General features: G+C 45.1%; 23 protein-coding genes. 15 read left to right on the forward strand and 8 right to left on the reverse strand.

The genetic code is table 11. The annotated features are described in order from the left end of the window. The first annotated feature begins 3 nt into the window (after nt 1-3). The 8 genes from infB to pnp all read left to right on the forward strand — a co-directional run bounded on the left by infB (nt 4) and on the right by pnp (nt 9437). The gene (infB, locus tag RTS10_RS10285) at nt 4-2733 is read left to right on the forward strand and encodes a translation initiation factor IF-2 (RefSeq protein WP_007115083.1); all 2730 of its coding nucleotides are present in this window, start codon (nt 4-6) and stop codon (nt 2731-2733) included. A 105-nt stretch (nt 2734-2838) separates the two neighbouring features. Next, entirely contained in the window at nt 2839-3228 is a 390-nt protein-coding gene (locus tag RTS10_RS10290) for a ribosome-binding factor A (protein WP_007115084.1), read from the forward strand. A gap of 58 nt (nt 3229-3286) precedes the next feature. Continuing rightward, the gene (locus RTS10_RS10295) at nt 3287-4303 is read left to right on the forward strand and encodes an Lnb N-terminal periplasmic domain-containing protein (protein ID WP_219331956.1); all 1017 of its coding nucleotides are present in this window, start codon (nt 3287-3289) and stop codon (nt 4301-4303) included. Between the two features lie 20 nt (nt 4304-4323). Then, nucleotides 4324-5274: a tRNA pseudouridine(55) synthase TruB gene (gene truB / locus RTS10_RS10300; RefSeq protein WP_007115086.1), complete on the forward strand. Its 951-nt coding sequence runs from the start codon at nt 4324-4326 to the stop codon at nt 5272-5274. Between the two features lie 404 nt (nt 5275-5678). Continuing rightward, entirely contained in the window at nt 5679-6209 is a 531-nt protein-coding gene (locus tag RTS10_RS10305; RefSeq protein ID WP_007115088.1) for a type 1 glutamine amidotransferase domain-containing protein, read from the forward strand. A gap of 25 nt (nt 6210-6234) precedes the next feature. Further along, complete coding sequence (locus RTS10_RS10310; RefSeq protein WP_007115089.1) at nt 6235-6420, forward strand: hypothetical protein; 186 nt, start codon at nt 6235-6237, stop codon at nt 6418-6420. A 208-nt stretch (nt 6421-6628) separates the two neighbouring features. After that, entirely contained in the window at nt 6629-6898 is a 270-nt protein-coding gene (rpsO, locus tag RTS10_RS10315; RefSeq protein ID WP_050324867.1) for a 30S ribosomal protein S15, read from the forward strand. A 397-nt stretch (nt 6899-7295) separates the two neighbouring features. Beyond that, complete coding sequence (gene pnp, locus RTS10_RS10320; RefSeq protein WP_312540213.1) at nt 7296-9437, forward strand: polyribonucleotide nucleotidyltransferase; 2142 nt, start codon at nt 7296-7298, stop codon at nt 9435-9437. A 236-nt stretch (nt 9438-9673) separates the two neighbouring features. Here the strand turns inward: pnp and RTS10_RS10325 are convergent, their stop codons facing one another. The 4 genes from RTS10_RS10325 to RTS10_RS10340 form a co-directional block, all read right to left on the reverse strand. Beyond that, the gene (locus tag RTS10_RS10325) at nt 9674-10174 is read right to left on the reverse strand and encodes a hypothetical protein (protein ID WP_312540214.1); all 501 of its coding nucleotides are present in this window, start codon (nt 10172-10174) and stop codon (nt 9674-9676) included. Nucleotides 10175-10203: 29 nt separating this feature from the next. Continuing rightward, a complete protein-coding gene (locus RTS10_RS10330; protein WP_312540215.1) occupies nt 10204-11448 on the reverse strand; it encodes a hypothetical protein in 1245 nt (414 codons plus the stop codon). 256 nt (nt 11449-11704) lie between these two features. Then, nucleotides 11705-11956: a YheV family putative metal-binding protein gene (locus RTS10_RS10335; RefSeq protein WP_312522573.1), complete on the reverse strand. Its 252-nt coding sequence runs from the start codon at nt 11954-11956 to the stop codon at nt 11705-11707. 39 nt (nt 11957-11995) lie between these two features. Next, nucleotides 11996-14188 carry a M3 family metallopeptidase gene (locus RTS10_RS10340; protein WP_312540216.1) on the reverse strand — a complete coding sequence of 731 codons (2193 nt, stop codon included), beginning with the start codon at nt 14186-14188 and terminating at the stop codon, nt 11996-11998. A gap of 227 nt (nt 14189-14415) precedes the next feature. Here RTS10_RS10340 and RTS10_RS10345 point away from each other — a divergent pair, with 227 nt between their 5' ends. Both RTS10_RS10345 and RTS10_RS10350 read left to right on the forward strand, forming a co-directional pair. Further along, nucleotides 14416-15261, forward strand: a complete 846-nt coding sequence (locus RTS10_RS10345; RefSeq protein WP_312540218.1) for an endonuclease/exonuclease/phosphatase family protein — start codon at nt 14416-14418, stop codon at nt 15259-15261. Between the two features lie 191 nt (nt 15262-15452). After that, nucleotides 15453-15725 (forward strand): hypothetical protein, encoded by a 273-nt coding sequence (locus RTS10_RS10350; protein ID WP_203172435.1) that lies wholly within the window; start codon nt 15453-15455, stop codon nt 15723-15725. A gap of 157 nt (nt 15726-15882) precedes the next feature. On the opposite strand, the gene rnr is transcribed toward RTS10_RS10350, so the two are convergent. Then, entirely contained in the window at nt 15883-18282 is a 2400-nt protein-coding gene (rnr, locus tag RTS10_RS10355; RefSeq protein ID WP_312540220.1) for a ribonuclease R, read from the reverse strand. A gap of 372 nt (nt 18283-18654) precedes the next feature. Here rnr and rlmH point away from each other — a divergent pair, with 372 nt between their 5' ends. Then, complete coding sequence (gene rlmH / locus RTS10_RS10360; RefSeq protein ID WP_065253817.1) at nt 18655-19161, forward strand: 23S rRNA (pseudouridine(1915)-N(3))-methyltransferase RlmH; 507 nt, start codon at nt 18655-18657, stop codon at nt 19159-19161. A gap of 157 nt (nt 19162-19318) precedes the next feature. Then, nucleotides 19319-20143 carry a DODA-type extradiol aromatic ring-opening family dioxygenase gene (locus RTS10_RS10365; RefSeq protein ID WP_312540221.1) on the forward strand — a complete coding sequence of 275 codons (825 nt, stop codon included), beginning with the start codon at nt 19319-19321 and terminating at the stop codon, nt 20141-20143. Nucleotides 20144-20146: 3 nt separating this feature from the next. Here RTS10_RS10365 and RTS10_RS10370 read toward each other — a convergent pair whose 3' ends face one another. Continuing rightward, entirely contained in the window at nt 20147-21388 is a 1242-nt protein-coding gene (locus tag RTS10_RS10370) for a multidrug effflux MFS transporter (RefSeq protein ID WP_312540223.1), read from the reverse strand. A gap of 179 nt (nt 21389-21567) precedes the next feature. Next, the gene (asd, locus tag RTS10_RS10375; RefSeq protein WP_065253818.1) at nt 21568-22401 is read right to left on the reverse strand and encodes an archaetidylserine decarboxylase; all 834 of its coding nucleotides are present in this window, start codon (nt 22399-22401) and stop codon (nt 21568-21570) included. A 151-nt stretch (nt 22402-22552) separates the two neighbouring features. Here asd and dtd point away from each other — a divergent pair, with 151 nt between their 5' ends. The 3 genes from dtd (at nt 22553) to phoR (ending at nt 25291) form a co-directional block, all read left to right on the forward strand. Next, on the forward strand, nt 22553-23005 hold the full coding sequence (dtd, locus tag RTS10_RS10380; RefSeq protein WP_312540224.1) for a D-aminoacyl-tRNA deacylase: 453 nt from the start codon (nt 22553-22555) through the stop codon (nt 23003-23005). Between the two features lie 189 nt (nt 23006-23194). Further along, entirely contained in the window at nt 23195-23893 is a 699-nt protein-coding gene (gene phoB / locus RTS10_RS10385) for a phosphate regulon transcriptional regulator PhoB (protein ID WP_007115106.1), read from the forward strand. A gap of 90 nt (nt 23894-23983) precedes the next feature. Beyond that, nucleotides 23984-25291: a phosphate regulon sensor histidine kinase PhoR gene (gene phoR, locus RTS10_RS10390; protein WP_312540225.1), complete on the forward strand. Its 1308-nt coding sequence runs from the start codon at nt 23984-23986 to the stop codon at nt 25289-25291. Here the strand turns inward: phoR and RTS10_RS10395 are convergent. Continuing rightward, entirely contained in the window at nt 25272-26678 is a 1407-nt protein-coding gene (locus tag RTS10_RS10395; RefSeq protein WP_409455603.1) for a D-amino acid dehydrogenase, read from the reverse strand. The two genes, phoR and RTS10_RS10395, sit on opposite strands and share 20 nt — an antisense overlap. Between the last annotated feature and the right edge of the window lie 101 nt (nt 26679-26779).

Consider the following 26779-nt stretch of genomic DNA (forward strand, 5'->3'; position numbering starts at 1 on the left):
TGAATGGCAGATAAAACCGTAAAAGAACTTGCAGCAATGACCAAAAAGACCGTTGAAGCAATTAATAATCAACTGGTCAAGGCAGGGCTGTCTGCGCGCGGTGACAATGACATCGTCACCGATAGCGAACAACAAAAACTGGTCAGCTTTTTACAACAAAGTCATGGTCAAAATGACAAACCTCGCATTAGCTTAAAAAGCAAAACCACTTCTACTGCGCGGGTGACAGGCACTTCTGGTAAAGCCAAAAGTGTCAATGTTGAAGTACGCAAAAAAATGGTATTTGATAAACCAAATCCCAATAAAATTGCTGAAGAACTAGCGTTGCGTGAAGCAGCGGCCAAAGAAGCTGAAGAAAAAGCGCGTTTGGCGAAAGAAAAAGCCGCCCAAGAACAAGCTGAAAAAGACAAAGCCAAACAAGCCGCTGAAGCGCGTCAACAAGCCACTTTAGCTGCCATGCGCGCTAACTTAGGTGGTGGTAGTCAAGCTGCCAAAGAGCACACAACCACCAGTGTGGTAGTGAAAAAAGGCAACAAAACTGCTGCAATTGAAGTCAAAAAAGCTGACAAAAAACCTGCGCCGAAAAAAGAATCGGATAGTGAACGCAAAGCGCGTGAAGCAGAAGAAGAACGCTTACGTCAAATCGAATCAGAAAATCGCCGTAAAGCCGCTGAAGAAGCTCAGCAGCGTACCCTTGAGCAAATGCGCCAAATGGCGAGTAAATATAGCGAAACCGATACTGAAACTACGATGGTTGTCAAAAAAGATGAACCATTAGCAGAAGGTTTGGTGGGCGCAGCGCTTGAAGACTCATTTGAACAAGAACGCCGTGAAATTAAACGCGGCACCGCAAGCACTGCCAACAAAAACCGTCGTCGTCGCCGTGACGATGAAGGTGAGCAAGAGATTAAGAACCGTAGTCGCGGCTTAAAATCATCGCAAGCCAATAGACACAAATTTGAAAAACCGGTTGAGAAAATCGTGCATAACGTTGAAATCGGTGAGACCATCGTGGTGTCTGAACTTGCCCAAAAAATGGCAATCAAAGTACGCGAAGTCGTCAAAATGTTAATGAAAATGGGCGAGTTGGTCCGTGAAAACGAATCCATCGACCAAGAAACCGCTGCCCTACTTGTTGAAGAAATGGGTCATAACCCCGTGCTTGTGAGTTCGACGCAAGTTGAAGACTCACTACGTGAGGCGGTGGGCGAGAAAAGTAGCAATGTCCAAGCGCGTCCGCCTGTGGTTACCATCATGGGTCACGTTGACCACGGTAAAACGTCCCTGCTCGATAAGATCCGTTCAAGTAAAGTGGCATCGGGCGAGGCAGGTGGTATTACTCAGCATATCGGTGCTTATCATGTGCAGACTGACCAAGGCGTTATTACTTTCTTAGACACCCCAGGTCACGCCGCATTTACCGCGATGCGTTCTCGTGGTGCCAAAGCGACAGATATCGTGGTGTTAGTGGTTGCAGCCGATGACGGTATGATGCCGCAGACGGCTGAAGCGATTGACCATGCGCGTGCCGCAGGTACCCCGATTATCGTGGCTATCAACAAGATGGATAAAGACAGCGCCGATCCAGACCGCGTTCTTAACGAATTGACCACCAAAGAAGTCGTTCCTGAAGAATGGGGCGGTGACACACCGGTAGTCAAAGTCTCTGCGTTAACAGGTCAAGGTATCGATGAATTGCTTGAAGTGATTAACCTACAAGCAGAAGTGATGGAACTTGAAGTCGCTACTGACGGTGCGGCGCAAGGTGTAGTGATTGAATCACGTCTTGAAAAAGGTCGCGGTGCCGTTGTCAGTTTGCTGGTCAAACAAGGTACTTTAAATCAAGGTGACTTGGTACTTGCTGGCGAATATTATGGTCGCGTCCGTGCTATGACCGATGAAAATGGTCAAAAAATCACCTCAGCGGGTCCTTCGATTCCTGTTGAAATCTTAGGTCTGCCTGATACACCAGCGGCTGGTAGCGAGTTTATGGTGGTTTCAGATGAGAAACGTGCGCGCGAAGTTGCAGAATATCGCACGGTTCGTGAGCGTGAAAAAGTGCTTGAACGTCAAGCCAAATCACGCTTAGAAAACTTGTTTGACCAAATGAGCGATGCAAAACTACCTTCTGTTAATTTGATTCTTAAAACTGATGTTCGAGGTTCACTAGAAGCCTTGCTAACCGCGCTTGATGAATTATCTACCGATGAAGTTAAAGTCAAAGTTATCTCATCGGGTGTCGGTCCAATCACCGAATCGGATGTGGTACTCGCTGAATCAAGCGAAGCGGTGTTATTAGGCTTCAATGTTCGTGCTGATAACGCTGCCAAACGCAAAGCGGATGAAGCAGGCTTAGATATTCGCTACTATAGTGTTATCTATGGGTTGATTGATGATGTGAAGGCAGCGATGAGCGGTTTACTTGCGCCAGAACACCGTGAGCAAATTTTGGGTATTGCAGAAGTACGTGAAGTCTTCCATTCTAGTCGCTTTGGTTATGCAGCAGGTTGTATGGTGACGGAAGGTAATATTATCCGTAACAAGCCAATTCGGGTATTGCGTGATGACCAAGTTATTTTCACTGGTCAATTACAATCATTACGTCGTTTTAAAGAGGATGTTAATGAGGTGCGTGCTGGTATGGAGTGTGGTCTAGCGGTAAAAGGTTATGAAGTAAAAGAAGGCGATAAGATTGAAGTCTTCGAAATTCATGAAGTTAAACGTACCTTATAAGCTAAGCTGACAACCTAATACTGCCAGCTTGCTATTAGCAACCTTTCCAGAGGTCTAATTAATCTAGGTTAATTAGACCTTTTTTTACTATAAAAAGGATTACCAATGAATCAACGTTTACAACGTCTTGCCGATCAAATTCAGCGCGACCTAGCGGTTTTGATTCGTGACGAGATTAACGACCCACGCTTGACGGGGTTTGTGACCATTTCTAGTGTCAAAATCAGCCCGGACTTGGGTTATGCTGATATCTATGTCACTATCATGGAAAAGTCGATGGATGATGCCATGGCAAAAGATTATCATACCGAGAGCTTAGAAGTGCTGAACAAAGCATCAGGTTTTTTGCGTACTGAGCTCAGTCATTTGCTAAAAACCCGCACTACGCCACGTCTGCGCTTTCACTATGATGAAGTGACCGCTAACGCTAACTATATGATGAACCTGATTTCTAAAGCGGTACAAAGCAGCGAAGGTCAGCCATCAGATGACTGATGCGTTGTAGGCCATGACGAGCCTATTTGTCACTTTGAGTCATTAACAGGGATGTTGAATGCAGTTACTCTGGGGTATCATTAAGTTTATCATCATTATTCTCTCAAGCCTGTGGCTTGGGGTGTTCGTGTGGACGCATCAGCCCTTAGGCAGATATGTCAGTCTGACACTGATTAGCGTATGGGTATTTTTTACCCTCGCTGTTTTGGTCAGTATCATCAAACCGACCCTGTTTTCATCCCTACTTTCTCATCATTCTTTATTATTGATTTTTTTTGCGGTGGTGGCGATTGCCATTGCATGCTTTTTTTCGATGTCAGCTAGCAATGAGCGGGATTGGAACCCTGAAGTTGCCCAAATGTTAGACTATCGGCTTGACCGTGATGGCAACACACTCACCATTAGCAATGTTAGAAATTTTGATTGGCAAGATAAAACCCATTTTCAGCCGCGCTGGGAAACTAGGCAATACGACTTGGCAAAACTGCAAACTGTCGATTTTATCGCCTCTTATTGGATGGGCGATGCCATTGCCCATACGCTAGTGAGTTTTGGTTTTAGTGATGGAAAGCAGCTTGCGTTATCTATCGAGATTCGCAAAGAAGTCAATGAACAGTTTAGTACGCTGGGTGGATTTTTTCGCAAGTTTGAATTGGTGATTATCGCTGCGGATGAAAAAGATATTATTTACACCCGTAGTAATATCCGTCATGAAGATGTTTATATTTATCCCATCAATATGCCAAAACACCATATTCAAGCGTTGCTGCTTGCGTATCTAGCGAAAGCCAAGTCCTTAAAAACGCAGCCGGCATGGTATAATTCATTGGTAAATAACTGTACCACGGCAATTTATGAGCTGATTGACGATATCCAACCTTTGCCATTTGATTATCGTATCTTGTTATCAGGCTATATTCCCAGTTATCTGTATGACCAGCAATTGATTGATAACCGCTATAGCTTGCAACAGTGGCAACAACGGGCACACATTAACCCAAAGTCAAAGCCTTATTCTGTCAACCACCCTATTAGCGCAGCAGATTACTCGCAGCTAATTCGAACCGACTTTTAATAAATTGATAAATCCACAACATGATGACCCAACCAAAAACAGCCAAATCCATCGTCTCTGGCGTCTTACTGATTGATAAACCGCAAGGGATGACTTCCCAGCAAGTGGTATCGAAAGTCAAATACTTGCTCAAATCTGATGTGCACGACAGTAAAAAAGCGGGTCATACCGGTACCCTTGACCCTATGGCAACAGGGTTGCTGCCGATTTGTCTGGGAGAAGCGACCAAATTTAGCCATTATCAACTCGATGCCATCAAATCTTACCACGCCATTATCAAACTTGGCGAGCAAACCGATACCGGGGATGCTGAGGGTGAGATAATTGCCACGAGCCCTGTACCGCATGTGACACAAGCGATGTTACAAAGCGTCACTGAGCAATTTTTGGGTGAGATAATGCAGGTTCCGCCCATGTACTCCGCGCTCAAAAAAGACGGCAAAAAACTGTATGAACTGGCGCGTGAAGGTATTGAGGTGGAGCGAGCAGCACGTCCTCTCATCATTTATGAGCTGTCACTTACTCCCCTATCCGCTCAACAATTGCAATTATCCGTCACTTGCTCCAAAGGCACTTATGTGCGCGTGCTGGCTGAAGATATTGCCAAAGCGCTGGGTACGCTAGGACATCTGACAGCGCTTAGACGTATACAGACGGGTGATTTTGAGATTGCTAATGCCATCACCTTAGCCGATTTTGCAGCGCTCGATGTTGCAGCGCGGTTTGATAAGCTATTAGCGGTGGATGCCTGCGTTCACTCACTACCAAGCTTAGTATTAGACGATAGCCAGTCAAAGCGCATCCGACAGGGTCAACGCTTAAACGTCAAGGCGACCATGTTAAATCAGCATCTCATCTTAACTGCCAATCAAACGTTTCGCTTGTTTGACGACCATCAGCAATTTTTGGGCACGGGACTACTTGAACCCAATGGTCGTTTACAACCGATGAAGCTGGTCAATTTAAATTAGTCACGATAAGTCAGTAAACCTACCATCTTGCTAATTTTTTGCTGTATTCACATAATTTACTCAATGAGCGATGCGATGTCACAAAGCGAGTACGTTTTTTATGCATTGATACAAAACGTGACGCTTTGCTAGCAGTTTTCACCCGTCCAGTGATTTATTCTTAGTGGTGTTGATTCACTTGCTTATTTCTTAGCAAGCTTTGCTAATAAAGAGCAAACAGCGGTTTATTGAGATAACTTTATACAATTAATTGAAATGTTATTAATAAAATAAAAATCAAATAGAAAAATCAAATAATAATCTCAAAATAAAGCGCCCAACTTACAAAAGACGAATCAATAAGAACAACAATTTTTTTCTTTAACTATCTTTAACTTAAATAATGAAATAATAGGATATTTACCATGGCTAAGATTGCTATTTTACTTGATACCGACTTTGAACAAGTCGAATATACCCAAACCAATGACCTCCTTAAAGCTAAAGGTCACCAAACCACTTTAATTACCACACAACCACAAAAACAAGTACGCGGGCTCAATCATACTGACCCTGCTGACACCTTTACCGCTGATTTATTAATTGGTGAAGCCAACGCAGCCGATTATGATGCGATTGTATTACCAGGTGGTGGTGCCAATGCCGATGTGTTGCGGGCAAATACCGATGCCCAAGCGATGGTAAAAGCATTCATGAATGTCGGTAAACCTGTTGCAGCGATTTGTCATGCCCCGTGGATTTTTGCAGATACCGAAATTGCCCGTGGTAAAAAATTAACTGCTTATAAAACCATTGCCACTGACCTAAAAAATGCCGGTGCGCAGTTTGAAGACAAATCAGTGGTGATAGATGGTAATTTGATTACCAGTCGTCAACCTGAAGATATTCCAGATTTTGCTGAAGCGATTGACCAAGCATTGACTAAATCAGCTTAAATAAGCATAAGAAAAGGAGATTGCCATGCAACCAACTACCATGACAGATATTGAAAAAATGGACAAGAAAGCGTCTGACGCGACATTTGTTGCCGATACTACGCCTAATGATGCGGATGAAGTGACTTCTGATAAACTCACCACCGCGCCACAAGAGCAGCTTGACCGCCTTAATAGCGAAACACCCAAACAGCCTACGGGCAATCAGTAAGTTGAAAGCTTGAATCTATTAAAAGCCTTAATAAATTCAACACCCTAATGCAGATTAGGGTTTTTTTATTGGGCAATATTTGGTAAAATAATACTCCTTTTTGACGGTTAACTACTGAGAAGCGTGGTTATCCTGATTTTTTTACACTAATCGACTCGACTGATAGCCGATTAGGCTTCTCATTTTATGCTAAAAAAGCTAGGAAAACATTATGTTGACTAACCAAGACCGCGCAGATGTAATCGCAAAATTCCAACGCTCTGAAAATGACACAGGTTCTCCAGAAGTTCAAGTGGCGTTATTAACCGCACGTATCAATGACTTACAACCACACTTTAAAGCACACAAAGCTGACCATCACAGCCGTCGTGGTTTGATTCGTATGGTTAACTCACGCCGTACGTTACTTGATTACTTAAAACGTAAAGATGCAGACCGTTATACTGCATTGATCAATGAATTAGGCTTACGTCGCTAATTTATCAGCACGTTATTTGCTTTATTCAATCAGCGGCTGCTTTTGGGTAGCCGCTTTTTTATGGGTTCAATATTTTTAGCGAATTTTCTTTTCACTTTTACCCTCGCTGTTAGCTTAGTTATTACCCATCGTTTGCTATTAGGGGTTAAAGCGCAGTTAAAAGGTGGTGATTCGCCACAAAACTAGGTAAAATAGACAACGCATTGTGCCTGCACAATCGCAGTTTACACTTACTTTTTTTAAAGTATTTTTTAATTTAGGCTGATTTAAGGCTGCTATCAAGCGAATTGGTAGATTGCTTCTAACGTTTGTATTTTTTGAAAAGAACACAAACGTTAGGGGCTATTACTAAAACTTAAATCGCCCTATTTCATCACACAAAGGATAAAACCGCATTATGTTTAATATCATTACTAAAGAATTCCAATATGGTAATCAACAAGTTACGTTAGAAACAGGTCGCATTGCACGCCAAGCTAATTCAGTGGTCGTCCACATGGGCGGCGTCTCTGTGCTAGTGGCTGTTGTGGTAAAAGACGAGGCGCAAGCGGGTCAAAACTTTTTCCCATTGACCGTCAACTACCAAGAAAAAATGTACGCTGCTGGTAAAATCCCAGGTGGCTATGGCAAACGCGAAGGTCGCCCATCTGAGATGGAAACCTTGACTTCACGCCTCATTGACCGCCCGATTCGTCCATTGTTCCCAGAAGGCTACTTTAACGAAATCCAAGTGACCGCCACGGTGATTTCGTCAGACAAAAAACAAGATGCTGATATCGCAGCGATGATTGGTACTTCAGCGGCATTGGCAATTTCATCAGCGCCATTTAATGGTCCGATTGGTGCGGCACGTGTCGGTTTTATCAATGATGAATATGTGCTAAACCCAAACCATGAAGCGCTAAAACAAAGCTCGCTCGATTTGGTGGTCGCGGGTACGTCATCTGCGGTATTGATGGTCGAATCTGAAGCCAAAGAACTATCAGAAGACCAAATGCTTGGCGCGGTACTATACGGTCACGCCCAGCAACAAGTCGTGATTGATGCCATCAATGAATTTGCCAAAGAAGTTGGCGTACAAAAAACCCAATTCGTTGCTCCTGCCGTCAATGAAGCCTTAGAAACTGCCCTACAAAATCAATTTGCTGCAGCGATTTCAGAAGCGTATACCATCAGCGAAAAAGCCAGCCGTTATACTCGCCTTGATGAAATCAAAAACCAAGCGCTTGAAGCCTTAGCCGGTGACGCAGAAGCCGAAGGCTATGCCGACAACGTGGCACAAATCAAAGAGCTATTTGAAACCCTAAAATACCGTACGGTCCGTGACAATATTTTGTCTGGCAAACCCCGTATCGATGGTCGTGACTTGCAAACTGTCCGTGCCTTAGACATCCAAGTTGGCGTACTGCCTTACACGCATGGTTCAGCGCTATTTACCCGCGGTGAAACACAAGCGCTCGTTACCACCACGCTTGGCAACAGCCGTGATGTGAACATGATTGACACCCTTGCGGGCACCAAACAAGACCACTTCATGCTGCATTATAACTTCCCAAGTTACTCAGTGGGCGAAACGGGTCGTGACAGCGGTCCAAAACGCCGTGAAATCGGTCATGGTCGCCTAGCACGCCGCGGTGTACAAGCCATGCTGCCAGATAGTGACCGTTTCCCATACGTGATTCGTATCGTATCTGACATCACCGAATCCAATGGTTCATCATCAATGGCATCTGTCTGTGGCGCATCACTGGCGTTAATGGATGCCGGCGTACCACTAAAAGCGCCTGTTGCGGGTATCGCAATGGGTTTGGTTAAAGAAGGCGAGCGTTTTGCCGTGCTGTCTGACATCTTGGGTGATGAAGACCACCTAGGCGATATGGACTTTAAAGTCGCGGGTTCTGCCAATGGCGTGACTGCACTACAAATGGATATCAAAATTGAAGGTATCACCCCAGAGATTATGGAAAAAGCCCTACACCAAGCGCATGCGGGTCGTATCCATATTTTAAATGCGATGAATGAAGTGATTTCAACCAGCCGTAAAGAAATCAACGCCCATGCACCAAACTTTGCGGTGATTGATATCGACCCTGAAAAAATTCGTGACGTGATTGGTAAAGGTGGTGCAACCATTCGCCAATTGACTGAAGAAACAGGCGCAGTGATTGATATTGATGACAACGGTACCATTCGTATCTTTGGTGAAAACAAAGCCGCGACCAAAGCCGCGATTGCTAAAATCGAGGCGATTACGGCAGAAGTAGAAGTCGGTAAGACTTATACAGGTAAAGTGGCTCGTATTGTTGAGTTTGGTGCGTTTGTTAATGTATTACCTAACACTGACGGTCTGGTGCATATCTCACAAATCTCTGATGCACGTATCGAGAACGTGAATGATGTGCTAAAAGAAGGTCAAATGGTGAATGTACTGGTACAAGACATCGACAACCGTGGTCGCATTAAACTTACCATGAAAGGCGTGGATCAAACCATCGCGCCAACTGCACCTGCTGATACTGAAACGCCAGCGGCTGAATAGTTTTATTAAAATTTAGCTATCAAAAATTAAAAACCGCTTTATCGTAAGGTAAAGCGGTTTTTTTGGGATAAATTTTGGCAAATGCTATGAAACCATCATTACAGTAATTAGAAAAAATGCCCGATAATAAGAAGGTTTTGACCGCGTTGGCAATTTACTACTTGCAATACGCCGATGAATGGCTGAGTAGCCCTCGATAAAATCTTAACCATTGAAAACTATTTAAACTAATAGCGTTAGCGATAAACCACCAAATTCAAACTACTCACAGGCTGAAGGTATTTTTCCATTAACGGCAAAATATCTTCATCAAAACTTTTATCCTTTGGCAAAATGAGTTCATCACTTGCCAATATTGCCACACGGCGAATACCTTGATACCGTCCCCAATCAAACACAATTTTCTCTAACCTTTGTAACGCTGACACGATATACTCAACATGCGGCGGATTTTCGGCAAATTCTGTGATTGCCATATCCACGATGAACTGTGGTTTTGACAACGCCCCGCCGACTGCCATACCTGCCAAATCACGCTGCGGGGTAAACTGTAACACATCACCGAGTGACAGCTGCGAACGCTCACAGGCTTGCTTGTAAACGGTATAATGCTCAGGATACAGCGATTGGTACTTAAGTAAGGTGCGATGACGAAAAATACCTGACACCGGGACGGGCATAATGAGCGCTTGATAGCGGTCTTGAAACAAGGTTTTTTTATCGACTTGGGTCAGCACTACTTAGCGTTCCAGTTACTTATTGGTGGTTATTTGTTGGCGGCTTTTTGCTGCTCAAGCTGTGCAACTTGCTGTTCTAGCAGCTGGATACGCTCTTCTTTTTTACTACTCAGCTCATTCATCATACGCAGCTGGTCTTGCATCATGGTTTCTTGCTCTTTTAGCTGCGCGCTCTGCTCTGACAATCGACTCAGCTCTTCTTTGGCAATTGCCGGATCTTCAGGTAGTGTCGGCGTAAGAATTTCTTCTGGCGTGATTGCCGGTAGCGCTGCGGTCGCATGGGCTGAGCTAGTGGTTGCATCCACTGTGACGGTTGACGCGGCAGGCAAGCTAGCGCTAGCTTGTGGTTTTACCACAGGTGCTGCAGTTTTGGGTATTGCGTGCGCTTGGGTCTGCGTCTGTGTCTGCATCTGTGACTGCGCGGTGGATTTGTTCGGCTCGTTTGACTGCCCTATAAAAAACCATACCAAGGCAGCTAGAGCCAACCCTGCACCCACTAGCAACCCAAGTTGATTGCGTTTTTTTAACGTCCGTTTCGCTAGTGGTTGACTTGGCGGTCTTAAAAATGGGTTTGCTATCTGGGCGATAACCGCTTTAATTTCGGGTTTTGTTTTGGTTAATACAACCGGTGGCGTCGTTTCAATAGCCTCGATAGTCTCAATAATTTTTTTATCACTACTTTCGTCAGTATTTTCATCACTACTTTGTGATGCGATGGGCTGTGCTTGCGCGCTATGGGGGTCTGGTTCTAGGTTTAGGTCTGGGTCTGGCTTAGCTGCTAGCGGTAGGTTATCAATATCAAATGTCAGCGCGTTATCGGTTGTCTGTGACGGTACAGGCTGTGACACTGTCGATGTATTAGCAGTGTCTTGGAGAGTCACAGTGGTATTGGGTTCAACAACGCTGGGTAGCTCATCCAAATCAAAATCATCAAAACTGAGCTTTTTGGGCGCGACAGTATCAGCCGCTTTTGTATCATCTGCGGTATAGTCGGTTTTGCCATGAAGTAATTCGTCTTCCAACTGGTTTAAATCAATGGTATCTAGCGAAAACGCATTTTTGATTGCTGTCGTTTCTGGGGATGTGTTTGGAGATGTGTCTGAATAGTTAGTCACTTGCATCGGCGGCTGATTAGTCGTATCAAGCTGCAACGCACTATCTGACACGCCTGTCGTTGGATTTTCAGCCAGCTGTGATGATGGATTGGCATCTTTGCTAGTCGGGGCTGTAGAGGCTATAGAGTTATTGTCTTTTTTTAGGCTAAATAATTTCATGTTGGGTCACTATCCCTATCCATGTCGGGCGGGTCAGATGTCTGTACGATTTCATGCTAGCGATGTATATACCATGCTGGCATAAAAATGATGGTGTACATTCGTTTGCTTGTTACTATAACAAACCGCAATCAAAAATAACAACTTTTGAGACAAAAACCTACTTTGAACACCATACTTTGACCACGCTAATTGTATCAAGGGCGCTTAAACTAGTTAACCTTGCTAAAATTTACCCAACCTACTTAAATTTGGCTTATTTAAACCTAACAATACCCGCGCCATCGTCGTCATAATGAACGGTTTCCTGATAATTGGATTGCTGAATGTCAATGATATCATCGGGTGTTGGGCGACGCTCGCTATAGCCACACGCCGTACACTCGATATATTCATCATACTCGGGCTGATATAGCTGAATTTGAACAACTTTATCCAGTGCTTTGCAGCTTGGACAAGCCACCCCCGCCAAAAATTGACGTTTCGGGCGATTGGATTGATATCTCATAGTTCCTTCTTTTTACTAGCCTGTATTTTGACAACCGTGTTACCAAGCTTGGGTGTTGGCGTTATCGGTGTCATCGCTCAGCAGTTCATCATAGCTGCTGGTTAAAAATCCTGAGTGACGTAACAGCGCATCAATACGGGCCTCACGACCGCGAAATGCCTCAAAATTGGCTTTTGCAGATTGGCTACCGCCTTTGGCTAAAATGTTATCACGGAAGGATTTGCCAGCGTTTTTATCAAAAATACTGGTTTCTTCAAACTTGCTAAACGCATCGGCTGACAACAGTTCTGCCCATTTGTAAGAATAATACCCTGCCGCATAGCCCCCTGCGAAAATATGACTAAAACCATTGGCAAAACGGTTATAACTGGCAGTCGGCATAATCGACACATCGGCACGCACGCTATCGAGTAACGCCAATAACTGGGGATAGTCGGGTGCTGGGGTTTTGGCATGCAATAACAAATCAAATAGCGCAAACTCTAGCTGGCGCAGGGTTTGCATGCCGCTTTGGAAATTTTTGGCAGCGAGCATACTTTGTAGCATGCTCTCTGGCAACGTTTCACCGGTATCGACATGACGGCTGATTAATGCAATCCCTTCAGGGTGCCATGCCCAGTTTTCCATAAACTGACTGGGTAGCTCAACTGCATCCCACTCGACGCCATTCACGCCTGCCACATCGCCCACATTGACTTCAGTGAGCAGATGATGCAGCCCATGTCCAAATTCATGAAAGAGGGTTAACACTTCATCATGGGTTAATAAGCTGGGTTTGCCGCGCTGTGCACCCGTTGGCGCAGGGGTAAAGTTTGCCACCATAAAACAAACGGGTAACTGCTGATAACCGCTATCATCGTGTTGATAACGCGCTTGAAAACCACTCATCCATGCGCCACCGCGTTTGCCAGGACGGGCATATAAATCAAAATAAAAACCACCGATAAGCTGCTGATGTTCATCAAAAACTTGATAAAAACGCACGTCATCATGCCAGCGCTGCGTGCTTGCAGTTTTATCTTCAATCTGAATGCCATACAGTTTTTGCACAATCTCAAATAAGCCTGCGATGACTGTCGGCACTGGGAAATACGGACGAACTTGTTCTTGCGATAGATTAAATTGACGTTGTTTGACTTTTTCTGCCAGATATGCGGTGTCCCAAGGTCGCACCTCATCGCCCTCATCACCGATGCCAAACGCTAAACCTTCAATTTGCAGTTGTTTTAAATCTTGCATGGCAAAGGGTCGTGCTTTGTCTGCCAAATCCCGTAAAAACTGCTCTACAGTGTCGACATTGTCCGCCATTTTGGTGGCAAGTGATAATTCAGCAAAATTGTCATAGCCCAACAACTGGGCTTTTTGTGCGCGTTTTGCCAAGATATCCGTCATGATATCGGCATTGTTAAATTCTGGCTGCGCTGACAATTCAGAGGCACGGGTGACATACGCACGATACAAGGTTTCGCGTAACTCGCGGTCATCGGCATAGGTCATCACCGCAAGATAGACTGGGATATCAAGTGTCGCCACATAAGGCGTTGCCAATACTTGCTCAGGGAATTTTTCTGTGTATCGCCTGCCCGCATCTGCCAGCATGGCAAGCGCAGATTCAGGCAGTCCTGCCAGTTGCGATTCGCTTAAAGGTAAAAAGTAGCTTTGGGTGCCATCGAGCACATTATCGGAGAATTTAGCCGATAACGTAGATAACTCGCTGGCAAGGGTGGCAAATTGCTGTTTTTGCGCCTCAGCCAAACCCACGCCCGATAATTCAAAACTTTGTAGCGCCAAGGTCAACGAGCGTTGTCTTGCAGGATCTAAACACTCAAAAAATGACTGATCGCTCACCACACGCTGATAGCGTTGATACAGCGGGAGATGTTGACCAACCGCCGTGCCGTAGGCAGAAAGCGCGGGCAATAATGCATGATGCAGCGCACGGATTGGCTCATCACTGACCACGCTATTTAAGTGCGATAGCAACCCCCAACTGCGGTCTAATGCCAAATTCACATGGTCAAAGGCGATGATATCATTGAGCGCTTGTTGGCTGCTGAGGTGTGCATCGTTAACTTGACTATTGGCTTGCCCAGCTTCATCATCGAGCATAGTCAAAAATGCATGTCCATTCGCCAACGCCTCATCGATTGCCGTCTTGAGTCGCTCAAGCGCTAATTGATTAAATTCAACAAGGTGCAAATTTTCTGTCGGATTTTCTACATCGTTGATCATACTGTTTTCCAATTTTTTATCGCTCGTTGATGATTGAGAGTAAAAGTCGTCATTGCCCAAAATTTTAGCATAAAAACCGCAATGCTTGGCAAAGCTACCCCATTTTGCTACATAGGTTTGCTACATAAATGTCGACAACCATTATATTGTGACAATTTTTTGTCAAAACAAGCCAGCGGTACAATTTCACGTTAAAATAATGCCATGTTTATCACTGTGATTTTATTATGCGCTCACTAACACCTAAAAAAATAACATCTAAGCCAGTAGCATCTAACGAAATATTATCTAACGAAGTATCAGGCACCCAAACACCAAAAAACAGCCTAATCATCACCAGTTATAACATCCATAAAGGCATGTCACCCCTCAATCGTTTTGTCAAAATGGAAGGCATCGCCGCTGCCCTTAACCAAGTGCAATCGGATATTATCTGTTTACAGGAAGTGCAAGGTCAAAATCTCAAACGCGTGGTGAAATACAATGAATTTCCCGACCAATCCCAGCATGAATGGTTTGGCGAGTATTTACAGCTTGAAAACAGCTATGGCAAAAACGTCGAATATAACCACGGTCATCATGGCAATGCGGTGCTAAGTCGCCATCCGCTCGACCCCAAACACAATGTCAATATCACAGTGAGCCGCCTTGAGCAGCGTGGTGTGTTGCACTGCGAAATCCAGCCCAAAGGCTGGCACACGCCCATCATCGTGCTTTGCGCGCATCTAAACTTAAGGGAAAATGACCGTGAAAAACAATATGAGGTAATGAGCCAGTATATCAATAACGAAATCGACCAATCCACGCCGCTGATATTGGCAGGCGATTTCAATGACTGGAAAAAATTATCCTGTCAAAAGCTTGGCTGTGACCTTAATTTACAAGAAGCCGTGCTGGCCCACCATGGCAAATTACTGCCCACTTTTCCTGCCAAGCTTCCGGTATTAAGCCTTGACCGTATCTATGTGCGTAACCTACAAGTACACCGTGCTTGGGTGCATAAGGGACAACCTTGGTGCAATCTCTCTGACCATTTGCCAATTAGTGCCGAAGTCAGTCTGCTGGCAAATTAAAAGATTAAAAGATTAAAAGATTAACAGATTAAATTTGCATGATTTTTGCACAAAGGTAGCATAGCAATTTTTATAGACATGACTGTCAATTTTTGTCCTAGCAAAACCCGATTGGACGTTTTAAGCCACAGACTTTAGACGTTAGGCTTTACAGGTCGGTTAGCCAAATTGACGCTATACTGGAAACCCCCATGCAACCAAAATTACTCATTATTTTTGCGATATTAGGCATCACCGCACTCGCCATTTTTAACCTAATATCATCACATCGTACCCAGCAAGTCATTGCATCCAATCAAGCCAATAGTAGTGCCGCCTCGGCGCCCTTAGCCATAGCATCAAACGATACGTCATCGATTGGCGAGCAGCCTAAACAAGTGCTTGATAAGGCAACAACAGATTTGAATCAAACCGCTCAGACCTCATCCAACAACTTGGCGAGCGCAGAAAAAACCACGCAATAATAACTTGGCGTATTAGCTGCTAGTACCGCCAAGCAAGACTGGTTAAAGGGTATCAAGTGGCTAAGATTAAGTGGTCAAAAACAAAAACGTTTTTTTGTTTTAGCAGGTATTTGTCTCAACGATAAAAAAAGGGCAAATTTTATTGCCCTTTTTTTCATTAACGAGATTTGTTGCGCGCGTTACTTTTGTTTTTAGCGCTTTTTGCTTTTCTGGCGCTCTCATTTGGCTTATATTGAGAATTAGGATTAGATAGCGCGTTGGGATTGGATTGAGCGTTAGGATTGGATGCCGCTTGCGATTGACCGCGACTTTTGCCTTTACCGCGGTTATTAAATGACGATTTTTCCAGCTGTGCCACCAAATCAAAATCAATCTGCTGGGTCTCCATATTGACGGCAGCGACTTTGACACGGATTTTATCACCGAGTCCAAACACCAGTCCTGATTTTTCACCGAATAACTGCTGCGCCTTGTCATCATATACAAAGTAATCTTCGCCCAAATGCGAGATATGAATCAAGCCATCAATGAATAAATCGGTGAGAGTCACGAACAAGCCAAAATTGGTCACCGTCGTAACCACGGCATCAAACGCTTCACCGATATGGTCTTTCATATAATGGGCTTTGAGCCACTGCTCAACAAAACGGCTGGCTTCATCGGCACGGCGTTCTGTCATTGAGGTCTGTTCACCTGCATCTTCTAGTGACCAATCTGGCAGCGGCGCCTTTTTGCCCGTCACTTTCGCTTTGATGGCACGGTGTAGCATCAAGTCGGGATAACGGCGAATCGGTGAGGTAAAGTGACTGTATTCCTCATACGCCAGCCCAAAGTGTCCGATATTAGTCGGTGCATAGTTGGCTTGCTGCATGGAGCGCAGTAGCACACTATGGATACTAATCGCATCAGGGCGCCCGCGTGTCGCTTCAATGATACGCTGATAATCTGCCTGTGTGGGATTTTCTTCAGGAAATGACAAACCAAAATGCTTCACAAAGTCACTGACGCGAGCGGCTTTTTCTGCCTCTGGGGTATCATGATTGCGATACAAGACTGGCAATTCATGCTTGAGCGAAAACTCAGCCGCGCAGGTATTGGCAAGTAGCATCATCTCTTCGATGAGCTTATGCGAGTCACCACGCGTCCGTGCCACGATGGCGCTGATTTTGCCTGCTTCATCAAACTTGATATAAGTCTCTTGGGTTTCAAACTCCATCGCATGGCGCTGTTCGCGTTTGACCAATAGCACTTTGTACAAATCATACAGCACATCGATTGATTTTTTGACCGCTTTATTACCGGTGATAGTGACAGGCACTTCGGCTTTGGTCGTTTCCCCTTGCGCTTGGGCAAAATAATCATTGACTTGGTTATAAGTCAATCGCGCTTGAGAGTGCATCACGCTTGGATAAAACTCATAGCTGGTCACGTTGCCACTACGCGATAATATGATATCGGCTACCATACACAAGCGGTCAACACCTGGGTTTAAAGAGCAAAGCCCGTTGGAGAGTTTTTCAGGGAGCATTGGCACCACAAAATGCGGGAAATACACCGATGTACCACGCTCATAGGCTTCTTGGTCAAGTACTGAGTTGGCAGTCACATAATGACTGACATCGGCAATCGCGACCACCAAGCGATAGCCACCGCCACGACGTTTTTCGGCATAGACGGCATCATCAAAGTCGCGCGAGTCTTCGCCATCAATGGTGACTAGCGGCAAGGCACGTAAGTCGATACGGTCTTGATAGTCTTTTTGCGTCGGCTCTTTGTACGCATCGACTTGCTGCATGACTTTTGGGCTAAACTCATGGGGAATATCGTAATTTAGCAGCGTGGTTTTGATAATCAATTCACGCTCGTTATCATCGACCAAGCTTTCAGTAATTTTTCCCGTCGCGTATTCATGCTGGGTGGGATAGTCGATGATATCGACTTTGACGGGGTTACCAATTTTGAGCTGTAGCGCTTCGACGTTTTCTTCCGTCACCGTAATCGGTTGATGATTGTTTGGGCTAATGAGTTCTACAAAGTAACCATCGTCATCTTTTGCAAGTTTACCGATATATTGTAGCTGGGAATGGGATACCACCGACAACACACGACCCATCATACGACCACGGTTGTCGGTGCTAGTAGCGATGGCTTTTACTTTATCGCCATGAAATACCCAGCGCATTTCGGTTTCATTCAAAAATAAATCGGGCATATCCTCAAGCACGACAAAGCCAAAGCCCTTGGCATGGGCAGCGACCACGCCTGTCACGGCATCGTTCTCAGTCAGTGGGCGATAAATATAAGGATTGCCGCCGTCGGCATCACGGCTTAACTGTCCATCACGCAGCATGGCTTTTAAGCGGTTGCCCAGTGCGTCGTACTCGTCATCATCTAAATCAAAAATCGTCGCAAGCTCGTGTTGGGTAGCTTGTCCCCGCTCAAGTAGGGTTTGTAAAATCAGTACACGGCTTGGAATCGGGTTGTCATAGTTGGCTGCTTCAACAGCGGCATTGGGGTCTTGCCAATTTTTCATATTGTTGTCGTCTTTTCTTATCATTTAAAATTTGTCATTTAAACTCTGTCATGCAAATTATTTTATCACCTTCATTAAATGCTATGGGAAGTATTATCCATCATAGCGATAAAATCATGTTAAAATTTTGTTGCTCAGCTTAGCTTTAGTTCAGGCTTTAGCTCAGCTTAGGTTGCTTTAGGCTTTATCAGATTGTATATGGGTGCGTTGCAAGCGTTTTTAAATGGTTGGTTTTTAAATGGTTCGTTTTAAGTTTTAATATAGCTGGCTTCGATAGCGAAAATATAGTTGGCTTCAATAATGAATGTTCAATGGCTAACGGTGAATCACCACAGTGATATAGACAGTGACATAGACAGTGACATAGATTGGTCAAAAGATAACAAAGGGGAACCCATGAAAGCAAGAATTTTAGCGGTTGGACAAAAAATGCCAGCTTGGGTGCAGACGGGATTTGACGACTATTATAAACGTATTCAGCCTATGCTCAGCACCGAAATCGTTGAAATCCCCGCCTGCAAACGCGCCAAAAGCCCTTCGCCTGCCGAACTTGAAAAATATGCCATCACCGAAGGCGGGCTAATTCTGCAAGCGCACCAAGCCAAAAATTTAGCAGGCAAACGCGAGCAGCTGATTTGCCTAGACGTCCGCGGTAAGAATCTATCAACCGAAGATTTAGCGGCTAAAGTTGGCGAAGCCATGCAGCTGGGTGATGATATGGCATTTGTAATTGGGGGTGCTGATGGCATTTCAAAAGAGGTATTAGCCCATGCGACATTCAAATGGTCGCTGTCCAATCTCACCTTGCCGCATCCACTCGTGCGTGTGCTACTGATGGAGCAGCTGTACCGCGCTATGACCATTATCCATCATCATCCGTATCATCGCGGTGATTATTTTTAAGTTTTTCCAGTCAACCTGTTATGTTTGATTATGTATGAAATCGCTGACATGGCTTGTTTTTGCGAATTTTTCCCTTATTTAACCTATTAATCCTTTTTAGTTAATCCTTATTAATTCGTTATCATTTCTATTTATCACTGCAACTTTAAGAAAATTGATGGAAAAAACCGAAAAACAACCAATCAGCCTGCAGCCATTTTTACCCAAAACACCGTACCAACTTTATACCTTGCCCAGTTTGTTTATCTCACATGGGGCGCCGACGATTGCTATCGAAAACAACCGTACTACCCAAGCGCTGAATAAATTTGGGCAAAATCTGCCAAAACCACGCTTGATTATCATCATCTCTGCGCATTGGCAAAGCCAGCATCTAGAAATCAATGGCAATGCGGCGCCCGCTACTTGGCATGATTTTAGCGGCTTTCAAAAGAAACTGTATACAATCGATTATCCTGTCAAAGGCGACAGCCTGATTGCTGAGCATCTGGCACAGCAATTGCAGGCTTTGGGCGTTAGCACATCGGTCAATCGACTGCGTCCGTTTGACCATGGGGTATGGTCGCCGCTGGTGCATTTGTATCCGCAGGCCGATGTGCCGATTGTGCAGCTTTCGCTGCCGCAGCATTTTGATAGTTATGCGTGTTTTCAGTTGGGGGCTTTATTAGCACCGCTGCGGGCAGAGCAAGTATTAATCATCGGCTCTGGCAGTGTCACCCATAATTTGGCACAGGTACAGTTTGATAGTGGTGAGGTGGATGCGGAGGCACGTGAATTTAAATATTGGTTGATTCATCAACTCAAACAACATATGCCAACGGCTTTAGATTGGCGGTCACATCCATTTGCCCATCACAATCACCCCACCCCTGAGCATTTATTGCCGTTATTTTTTGCGGCAGGCGCAGGCTCAAAGATGAGCATCGTGCATGAAAGTTTTGCCCATTTTAGTTTGGGTATGGATGTGTATCGGTTTGACTAACCCTTAGTCCACATTCGCCACATCAAGATTTTTGTCGATTTGAAATACCAAAAATGCGCCGATAGTCATGAGCATAAACATGGTAATACCCAGCTTGGCGACCGGATTAAAGGGCAGGATATTTAACACTAATCCGCCAAAAATACCGACGACAAAGTTGAGTGAGCCTTGCAAGGCACTCGCCATGCCAGCGCGGTGTTTTTGAAATGCCAAAGCAATGGCACCTGAATTGGGCTGAGTGAGTCCTAACCCTGCAATACAACAAAAAATACTGGCGAGCACCAACGGCAGCCAAGCTTGCGTGCCAAAGACTAAACCTAGCAGCATCAAACACGCTGATGAGATTACTTGCATCACCGCCCCAAATCGCAGCAAGCTGACCAGACGATAACGGTTCACCAGCCATTGGTTGACCTGTGTCAAACCAATAAAACCTGCCGCATTCATCCCAAAAATCCAGCTAAAATGCTGCGGCGTGACCCCATACCCTTCCATAATTAGCTCAGGTGCCGCGCTGATATACACAAACATCGAACCCATCAGCAGCCCTGCGCCAATCGCAGGATAATTAAACTGGGTGTCTTTGAGCAAATCCCAGTATTGACTGAGCACGTCATTCATCGGACGGTTGTTGCGAAGCTCATCGGTCAAGGTTTCATGCAAAAACAGCCGGGTCAGCACGATATTTAAAATGCCAAACCCCGCCAAAAACCAAAAAATCACCCGCCAACTGGCGACTTTTAACAACAACGACCCCAAGCTTGGTGCCAAAATCGGCGCAATCCCCATCACTAGGACCATCAGCGAAAATGCCTTTGCCATTTGCTTGGGATGCAAGCGGTCACGAATCATCGCCCGCGACACCACCGTTCCCACACACGCGCCCAACGCCTGTAGCGTTCGTGAGACAAACAACACGTATTCATTGGTGGTGGTGGCACACATCACCGAAGCAATCACATACAGTACCATACCCACATACAAAGGCTTGATGCGCCCAATCCGATCCGAAATCGGACCATAAAACAACTGCCCGACCACCAATCCCACAAAATAGGCAGGCACCGAATTGGACATAAAAGCTGTTGCCACGCCAAAATCTTTTGCCATACTGGGCAAAGCCGGCAAATACATATCAATCGACAGCGGACCGATAGCAATAATCAACCCCAAAATCATAATCCAAACGGTTGGATAGTCTAACTCGTGCGATGTCTGAGGTTGCGGTGTTTGCGGTAGGTTCATAGTGATCAATTTAAATAAAAAAGCAGGCAAAAATCATAAGTCGGCTATTATAAACAAATTTTCCTAAAATATTTTTCGTTATCGTTTAGTTTATGTGAGCAATCAACCTATGCAAATTGGCTAAAACACCCCATAAAAAAGGCAGCCTGTGCTACCTTTTTAACCTATACCTTGGCAGCTTACTGCAAAAAAGTACCCAGACGTTGACCCATTGTCACCGGCACTGAATTAGAAAGACCTGCGTCCCAAGCCATGCCCGCTGATTTGGGTAATATCACAATCGCCGTTGAGCCCAAATAAAACCGCCCAAGTTCATCGCCTTTTTTCAACGTCATGTGATGGGTTTGACGCTGCACGCGATCGCTACGTTTGATTTTGCCTGTGGCCACTGTTTCAATCCCTGCTACAATCATCGCCCCGACTAGCACAACGCAAGCTTTACCAAATTCGGTATCAAACACACACACGCAGCGCTCATTACGGGCAAACAAATCAGTAATGTTTTCAGCGGTCTCGTTGTTGACCGAGAATAGCTGTCCTGGCACATAGATGGTTTCTACCAAAGTACCGTCAAACGGCATATGCACGCGGTGATAATTGGTTGGTGCCAAATACACGGTGACAAAACTCCCCTCTTGCATGGCTTTGCCAAGTTCATAATCCGCGAGCAATTGCCCAACTTCATACGATTTGCCTTTGGCTTGCAGGATTTGGTCTTTATCGATTTGCCCCAATTGCGATATCATGCCATCTGCAGGACAGATCAGCGCATCTGGATCATCATCAATCTTGCGCGCGCCATCTTTGAGCTCACGGGTAAAAAAATCATTAAAACTGTCATACTGAGAAAAACTACCGCGCGCATATTCCTCTAGCTTGATGCCATACACCGAAGCAAAGGTACGAATAAAGGTTTTTTTCACCATCGGATGACGGCTTTGGGCAAGACGACCTGCGATTTCACTGATTTTTTGTTGTGGGACAAGCGATTGTAACGTCGTAAACAAGGTCATAAGTTACTCGAGATTGGCATTTTAAAGTTGGCTTATTATAATCAAAATCCCCCTTAGAATCACGGTATATTAAACACTGGGCTACGAGTTAAGCGACAAGCTAGCTGTTAAGTTAAGACGCTTACGCTCAAACTGACGGATAGGAAAAATCATGAAAGCAGTACTACAACGGGTGAAATTTGCCAAAGTAGAAGTTGGCCAAGCGCCTCACCAACAACAAATCGTCGGCGAGATTGCACACGGCGTACTGGTCTACCTTGGCCTTGGGCATGATGATACGCTCGCCATGGGGCAAAAAATGATTGATAAAATCCTCACCTATCGCGTATTTGAAAATGAGCAAGGCAAAATGGATAAAAATGTGCAACAAGTCAATGGCGGCTTAATGTTAGTGTCGCAGTTTACCCTCCTTGCCAATACCCAATCGGGTAGGCGTCCTGATTTTAAGCCTGCGATGGCGCCCAACACTGCCAAAGCTTTGTTTGCCCAGATAGTAGCGTATGCCAAGACGCAATATGCAGCCGTGCAAACAGGCGAATTTGGCGCAGATATGCAAGTCAGCAGTTGCAATGATGGTCCGATAAATTTTATTTTTGAACTCTAATGCGACCTGTATTAAGTATCAAAAATTGAGTCAAACGCCGAATTTTTTACCACACCACAAATAAAAGCCCTAAAAACTTATCATTGTCATTTTTTTGTCATATTCTGAAGTTGTAATATGGGCATTGTAATATTGTTGTCATAAAATTATTTTGACAAACAGTTGCCTACTTTATCGCTTGAGAAATTTATGAAAAATGAAACTATTTTGGTAGTGGAAGATGAGCCTGCCATTCGAGAAATGATCGTGACCACACTAGAGATGGCAGGATTTGATTGTTTGCAAGCCTCAGAAGTCTCTCAAGCCCATCATTTGGTGGTCGATCATCGCCCCAACCTCATCTTATTAGATTGGATGCTACCCAATGGGCTATCAGGCATTGATTTATGCCGCCGCCTGAAAAAAGATGAAATGCTCTCTGAAATCCCTATCATTATGCTCACCGCCAAAGGCGAAGAGGACAACAAAGTTCAAGGACTTGACGCAGGGGCAGATGACTATATCACCAAGCCGTTTTCCACCCGTGAATTGGTTTCCCGTATCAAAGCGGTATTGCGCCGTAGTAGCGCGTTGTCAGGCGAAAAACCCATTGATGTAGGCGGCTTGTCGCTAGACCCTGCCAGTCAGCGCGTGAGTGCCAATAACAAAGCGGTGGATATCGGACCGACCGAGTATCGGCTACTTGCTTTCTTTATGAGTCATCCCGAGCGGGCTTATACCCGCACCCAGCTACTCGATCAAGTGTGGGGCGGCAATGTGTATGTCGAAGATCGTACCATTGACGTGCATATCCGCCGCCTGCGTAAAGTGCTTGAGCCATTTGGGTTTGCCGACTATATCCAAACTGTACGTGGCACAGGCTATCGCTTTTCTAATAAAATCGACTAACAATAGCCTTATTAATCGCATTGAAATTTTTGCCAACTTATCCCAACTTCGCTATAGTAAGCTTTCTCAATGGATGCTAGAAAAATTAATATGTGGGCGAGCATTTCACCCGTCGTGACAGCTGGGGTTGCCGGGCTGCTCATTGGCGGGCTATTAGGGTTTTGGGGTTGGGGACTGGCGATAGGGCTTTGCCTGTATCAGCTATATTTTTTATGGTCGATACAACGCTTTAAAGCATGGTATAACAAAAACCCCGATGAGCCGCCGCCTGCATTTGAGCCCAACCTTAATGTCATCGCCAGCAATATCTACCAAGTCAATCGCCAAGAGAAATTGGCGCATCAGCAAACCGTTTCGCTGGTGCAAAAAGTGCGCGACTCGCTAAGCGCATTGCAAGACTCGATTATTCTGATTGACAAAAATGACTGTATCGAATGGTGGAACAACTCTGCCGAGCGGCTTTTTCAATTTAAAGCGCCCGACCAAGGTCGCAATGTGTTGACCATTATTCGCAACCCGCTTTTTCATCAATATTATCACCACATTGAAGACTATCCAGATGGTGTGCGTATCCATAACCCGTCTAATATCGAGCGCTATGTGCAGTGCAAGATTACCAAATTTGGGCAAGAAAAATTACTGCTGATTTATGATGTCACCCGTTTTCAGCATTTAGAACAGATGCGAAAAGACTTTGTGGCAAATGTTTCGCATGAACTTCGCACGCCGCTTACCGTCATCATGGGGTATGTGGAGACTTTGAGTGAACAGCCTGATTTAGATCCGCGTATTGCTCGCGCGTTTACTCAGATGATGCAGCAAAGTCAGCGCATGAATAACATCATTAATGACTTACTGTTATTATCTCGACTAGAGAACGATGAAAAGCCCGCTGAGCCCAAAGACATTGATATTCCCAAAATGCTGATGCAATTGTTTGACGATGCGCAAATGTACAACAAGTCATACGACCATATGATTCATTTGCATATCGACAGCACGTTACATATTTTGGGTTATGAAGATTATCTGCGAAGTGCGCTCAGTAACCTGATTACCAATGCCATGAAATACACCCCCAAAGGTGGGGAGATTAGTATTAGCTGGCATGAGTGTGACGCGGGGGTATGTTTTAGCGTGACCGACAATGGCATTGGTATCGAGCAGCGCCATATTCAGCGCTTAACCGAGCGTTTTTATCGCGTGGACACGGGTCGAAGCCGTGACACAGGGGGTACTGGTTTGGGGCTAGCAATTGTTAAGCATGTCTTGTATCAGCATCATGCCACCTTGGATATCACCTCCACAGTTGGCAAAGGCTCGACCTTCACTGTGACCTTTCCAAAATCCGCCAGTATTCCAACCCAACCCCTTAACCCTACAAGCCCACAAAGTTAAAATTTACTTGTGGCTGGCGCCCTTGCATGATATCAGCCATCGCTTTTGCTGAGCCGTTCGAGTGCGTCCAGCCCAAAGTGCCATGTCCCGTGTTGAGATACAAATTATCAATACGTCCTTGGCGATTGACCGCGCGACCGATAATCGGCACATTTGACGGTGTCATCGGTCGCAGCCCTGTCCAATAATTCGGCTCGGTCAAATCTACCGCATCCCCGAACACCTCTCTCACCCGCCGCGTAATCGCTTGGCAACGAACGGGATTTAGTTCAAGGTTAAACCCGTTAAATTCAGCCGTTCCTGCTACTCGCAAGCGATCGCCTAAGCGCGAGTATACCAGCTTAAACTCATCATCAATCAAGCTCACGTAAGGTGTCTCATCGGGTCGCAACACGGGGTACGTGGCTGAATAGCCTTTGGCAGGATAGATGGGTAGATTGATACCCAACTCTTTGACTAACGCAGGACTATAACTCCCTAACGCCAGTACATAAGCATCCGCAGACAGTATCTGTGACTGCGCTGGCAAAGCGGCATTATCTCTGCTATCAACGGACATTACTTCCACACCGTCAATGTGTTGGTTATGATAAATAAGTCGTTTGATGGCAGTATTAAATAAAAATGTTACCCCTTGCTGTTGACAAAGTGCTGCCAAGCGATGGGTGAATTTTTGGGCATCCCCTGATTCATCAAGTGCGGTATAAGTCGCCCCAACCAATTCTTTGCCAATACCAGTTAACGCAGGCTCTAATTGTATCGCTTTATCCACACTAATCACTTGCCGATCACAACCCAATTGCTGCATCCGCTTAGTGGGTGCTATCGCTGCTTGAAACTCAGCATGATCGGTATAAAAATGCATAATACCGCGTGTCAGACAGTCATAATCAATGCTCGTTTGCGCCCTGACTTCGCCGAGTACTTGCCGAGAGTATAATCCTAAATTGACCATCTGCACCAGATTAGCATCGGCACTTTTCGCATTGCACTGCTGCAAAAATTGCCAACCCCATCGCCACAGCGCCATATCAGGGGCTGTATCTTGCGCTGTACTGCCCGGCAAACCCAACAACCGACGCCAGCGAAACAACAATGGCGCATCTTCTCGAAATAACCATTTTAGCGCTTTATAGGGTGTATCAGGATTTGCCCAAGGCGTAGCATGTGACACAGATATTTGCCCACCATTGGCAAACGATGTTGACAATGCCGCGCTACTTTCGCGCTCGATTACCGTTACCTCAAACCCTGCTTGTCGAAGCTGCCAAGCAGTGGTGACACCCACCACCCCTGCACCAAGCACGATTACCTGCTTTGTCATAACTTGCCTTACTGTCGTTAGCTGATGAATATCTATAGATAAAAAAGGTAGATTGACTAGCAATCAATAAAAAGCCCCCAGTTATCATGGAGGCTTTTTTTCATTTATATAGGACTTACGCAAAAAGCATAAAATTTTGCGAAAGCGGATAAAAATATAGTAGC

This window comes from Moraxella sp. CTOTU47616 (genome assembly GCF_032017465.1).
GTDB classification, from domain to species: Bacteria; Pseudomonadota; Gammaproteobacteria; order Pseudomonadales; family Moraxellaceae; genus Faucicola; species Faucicola tetraodonis.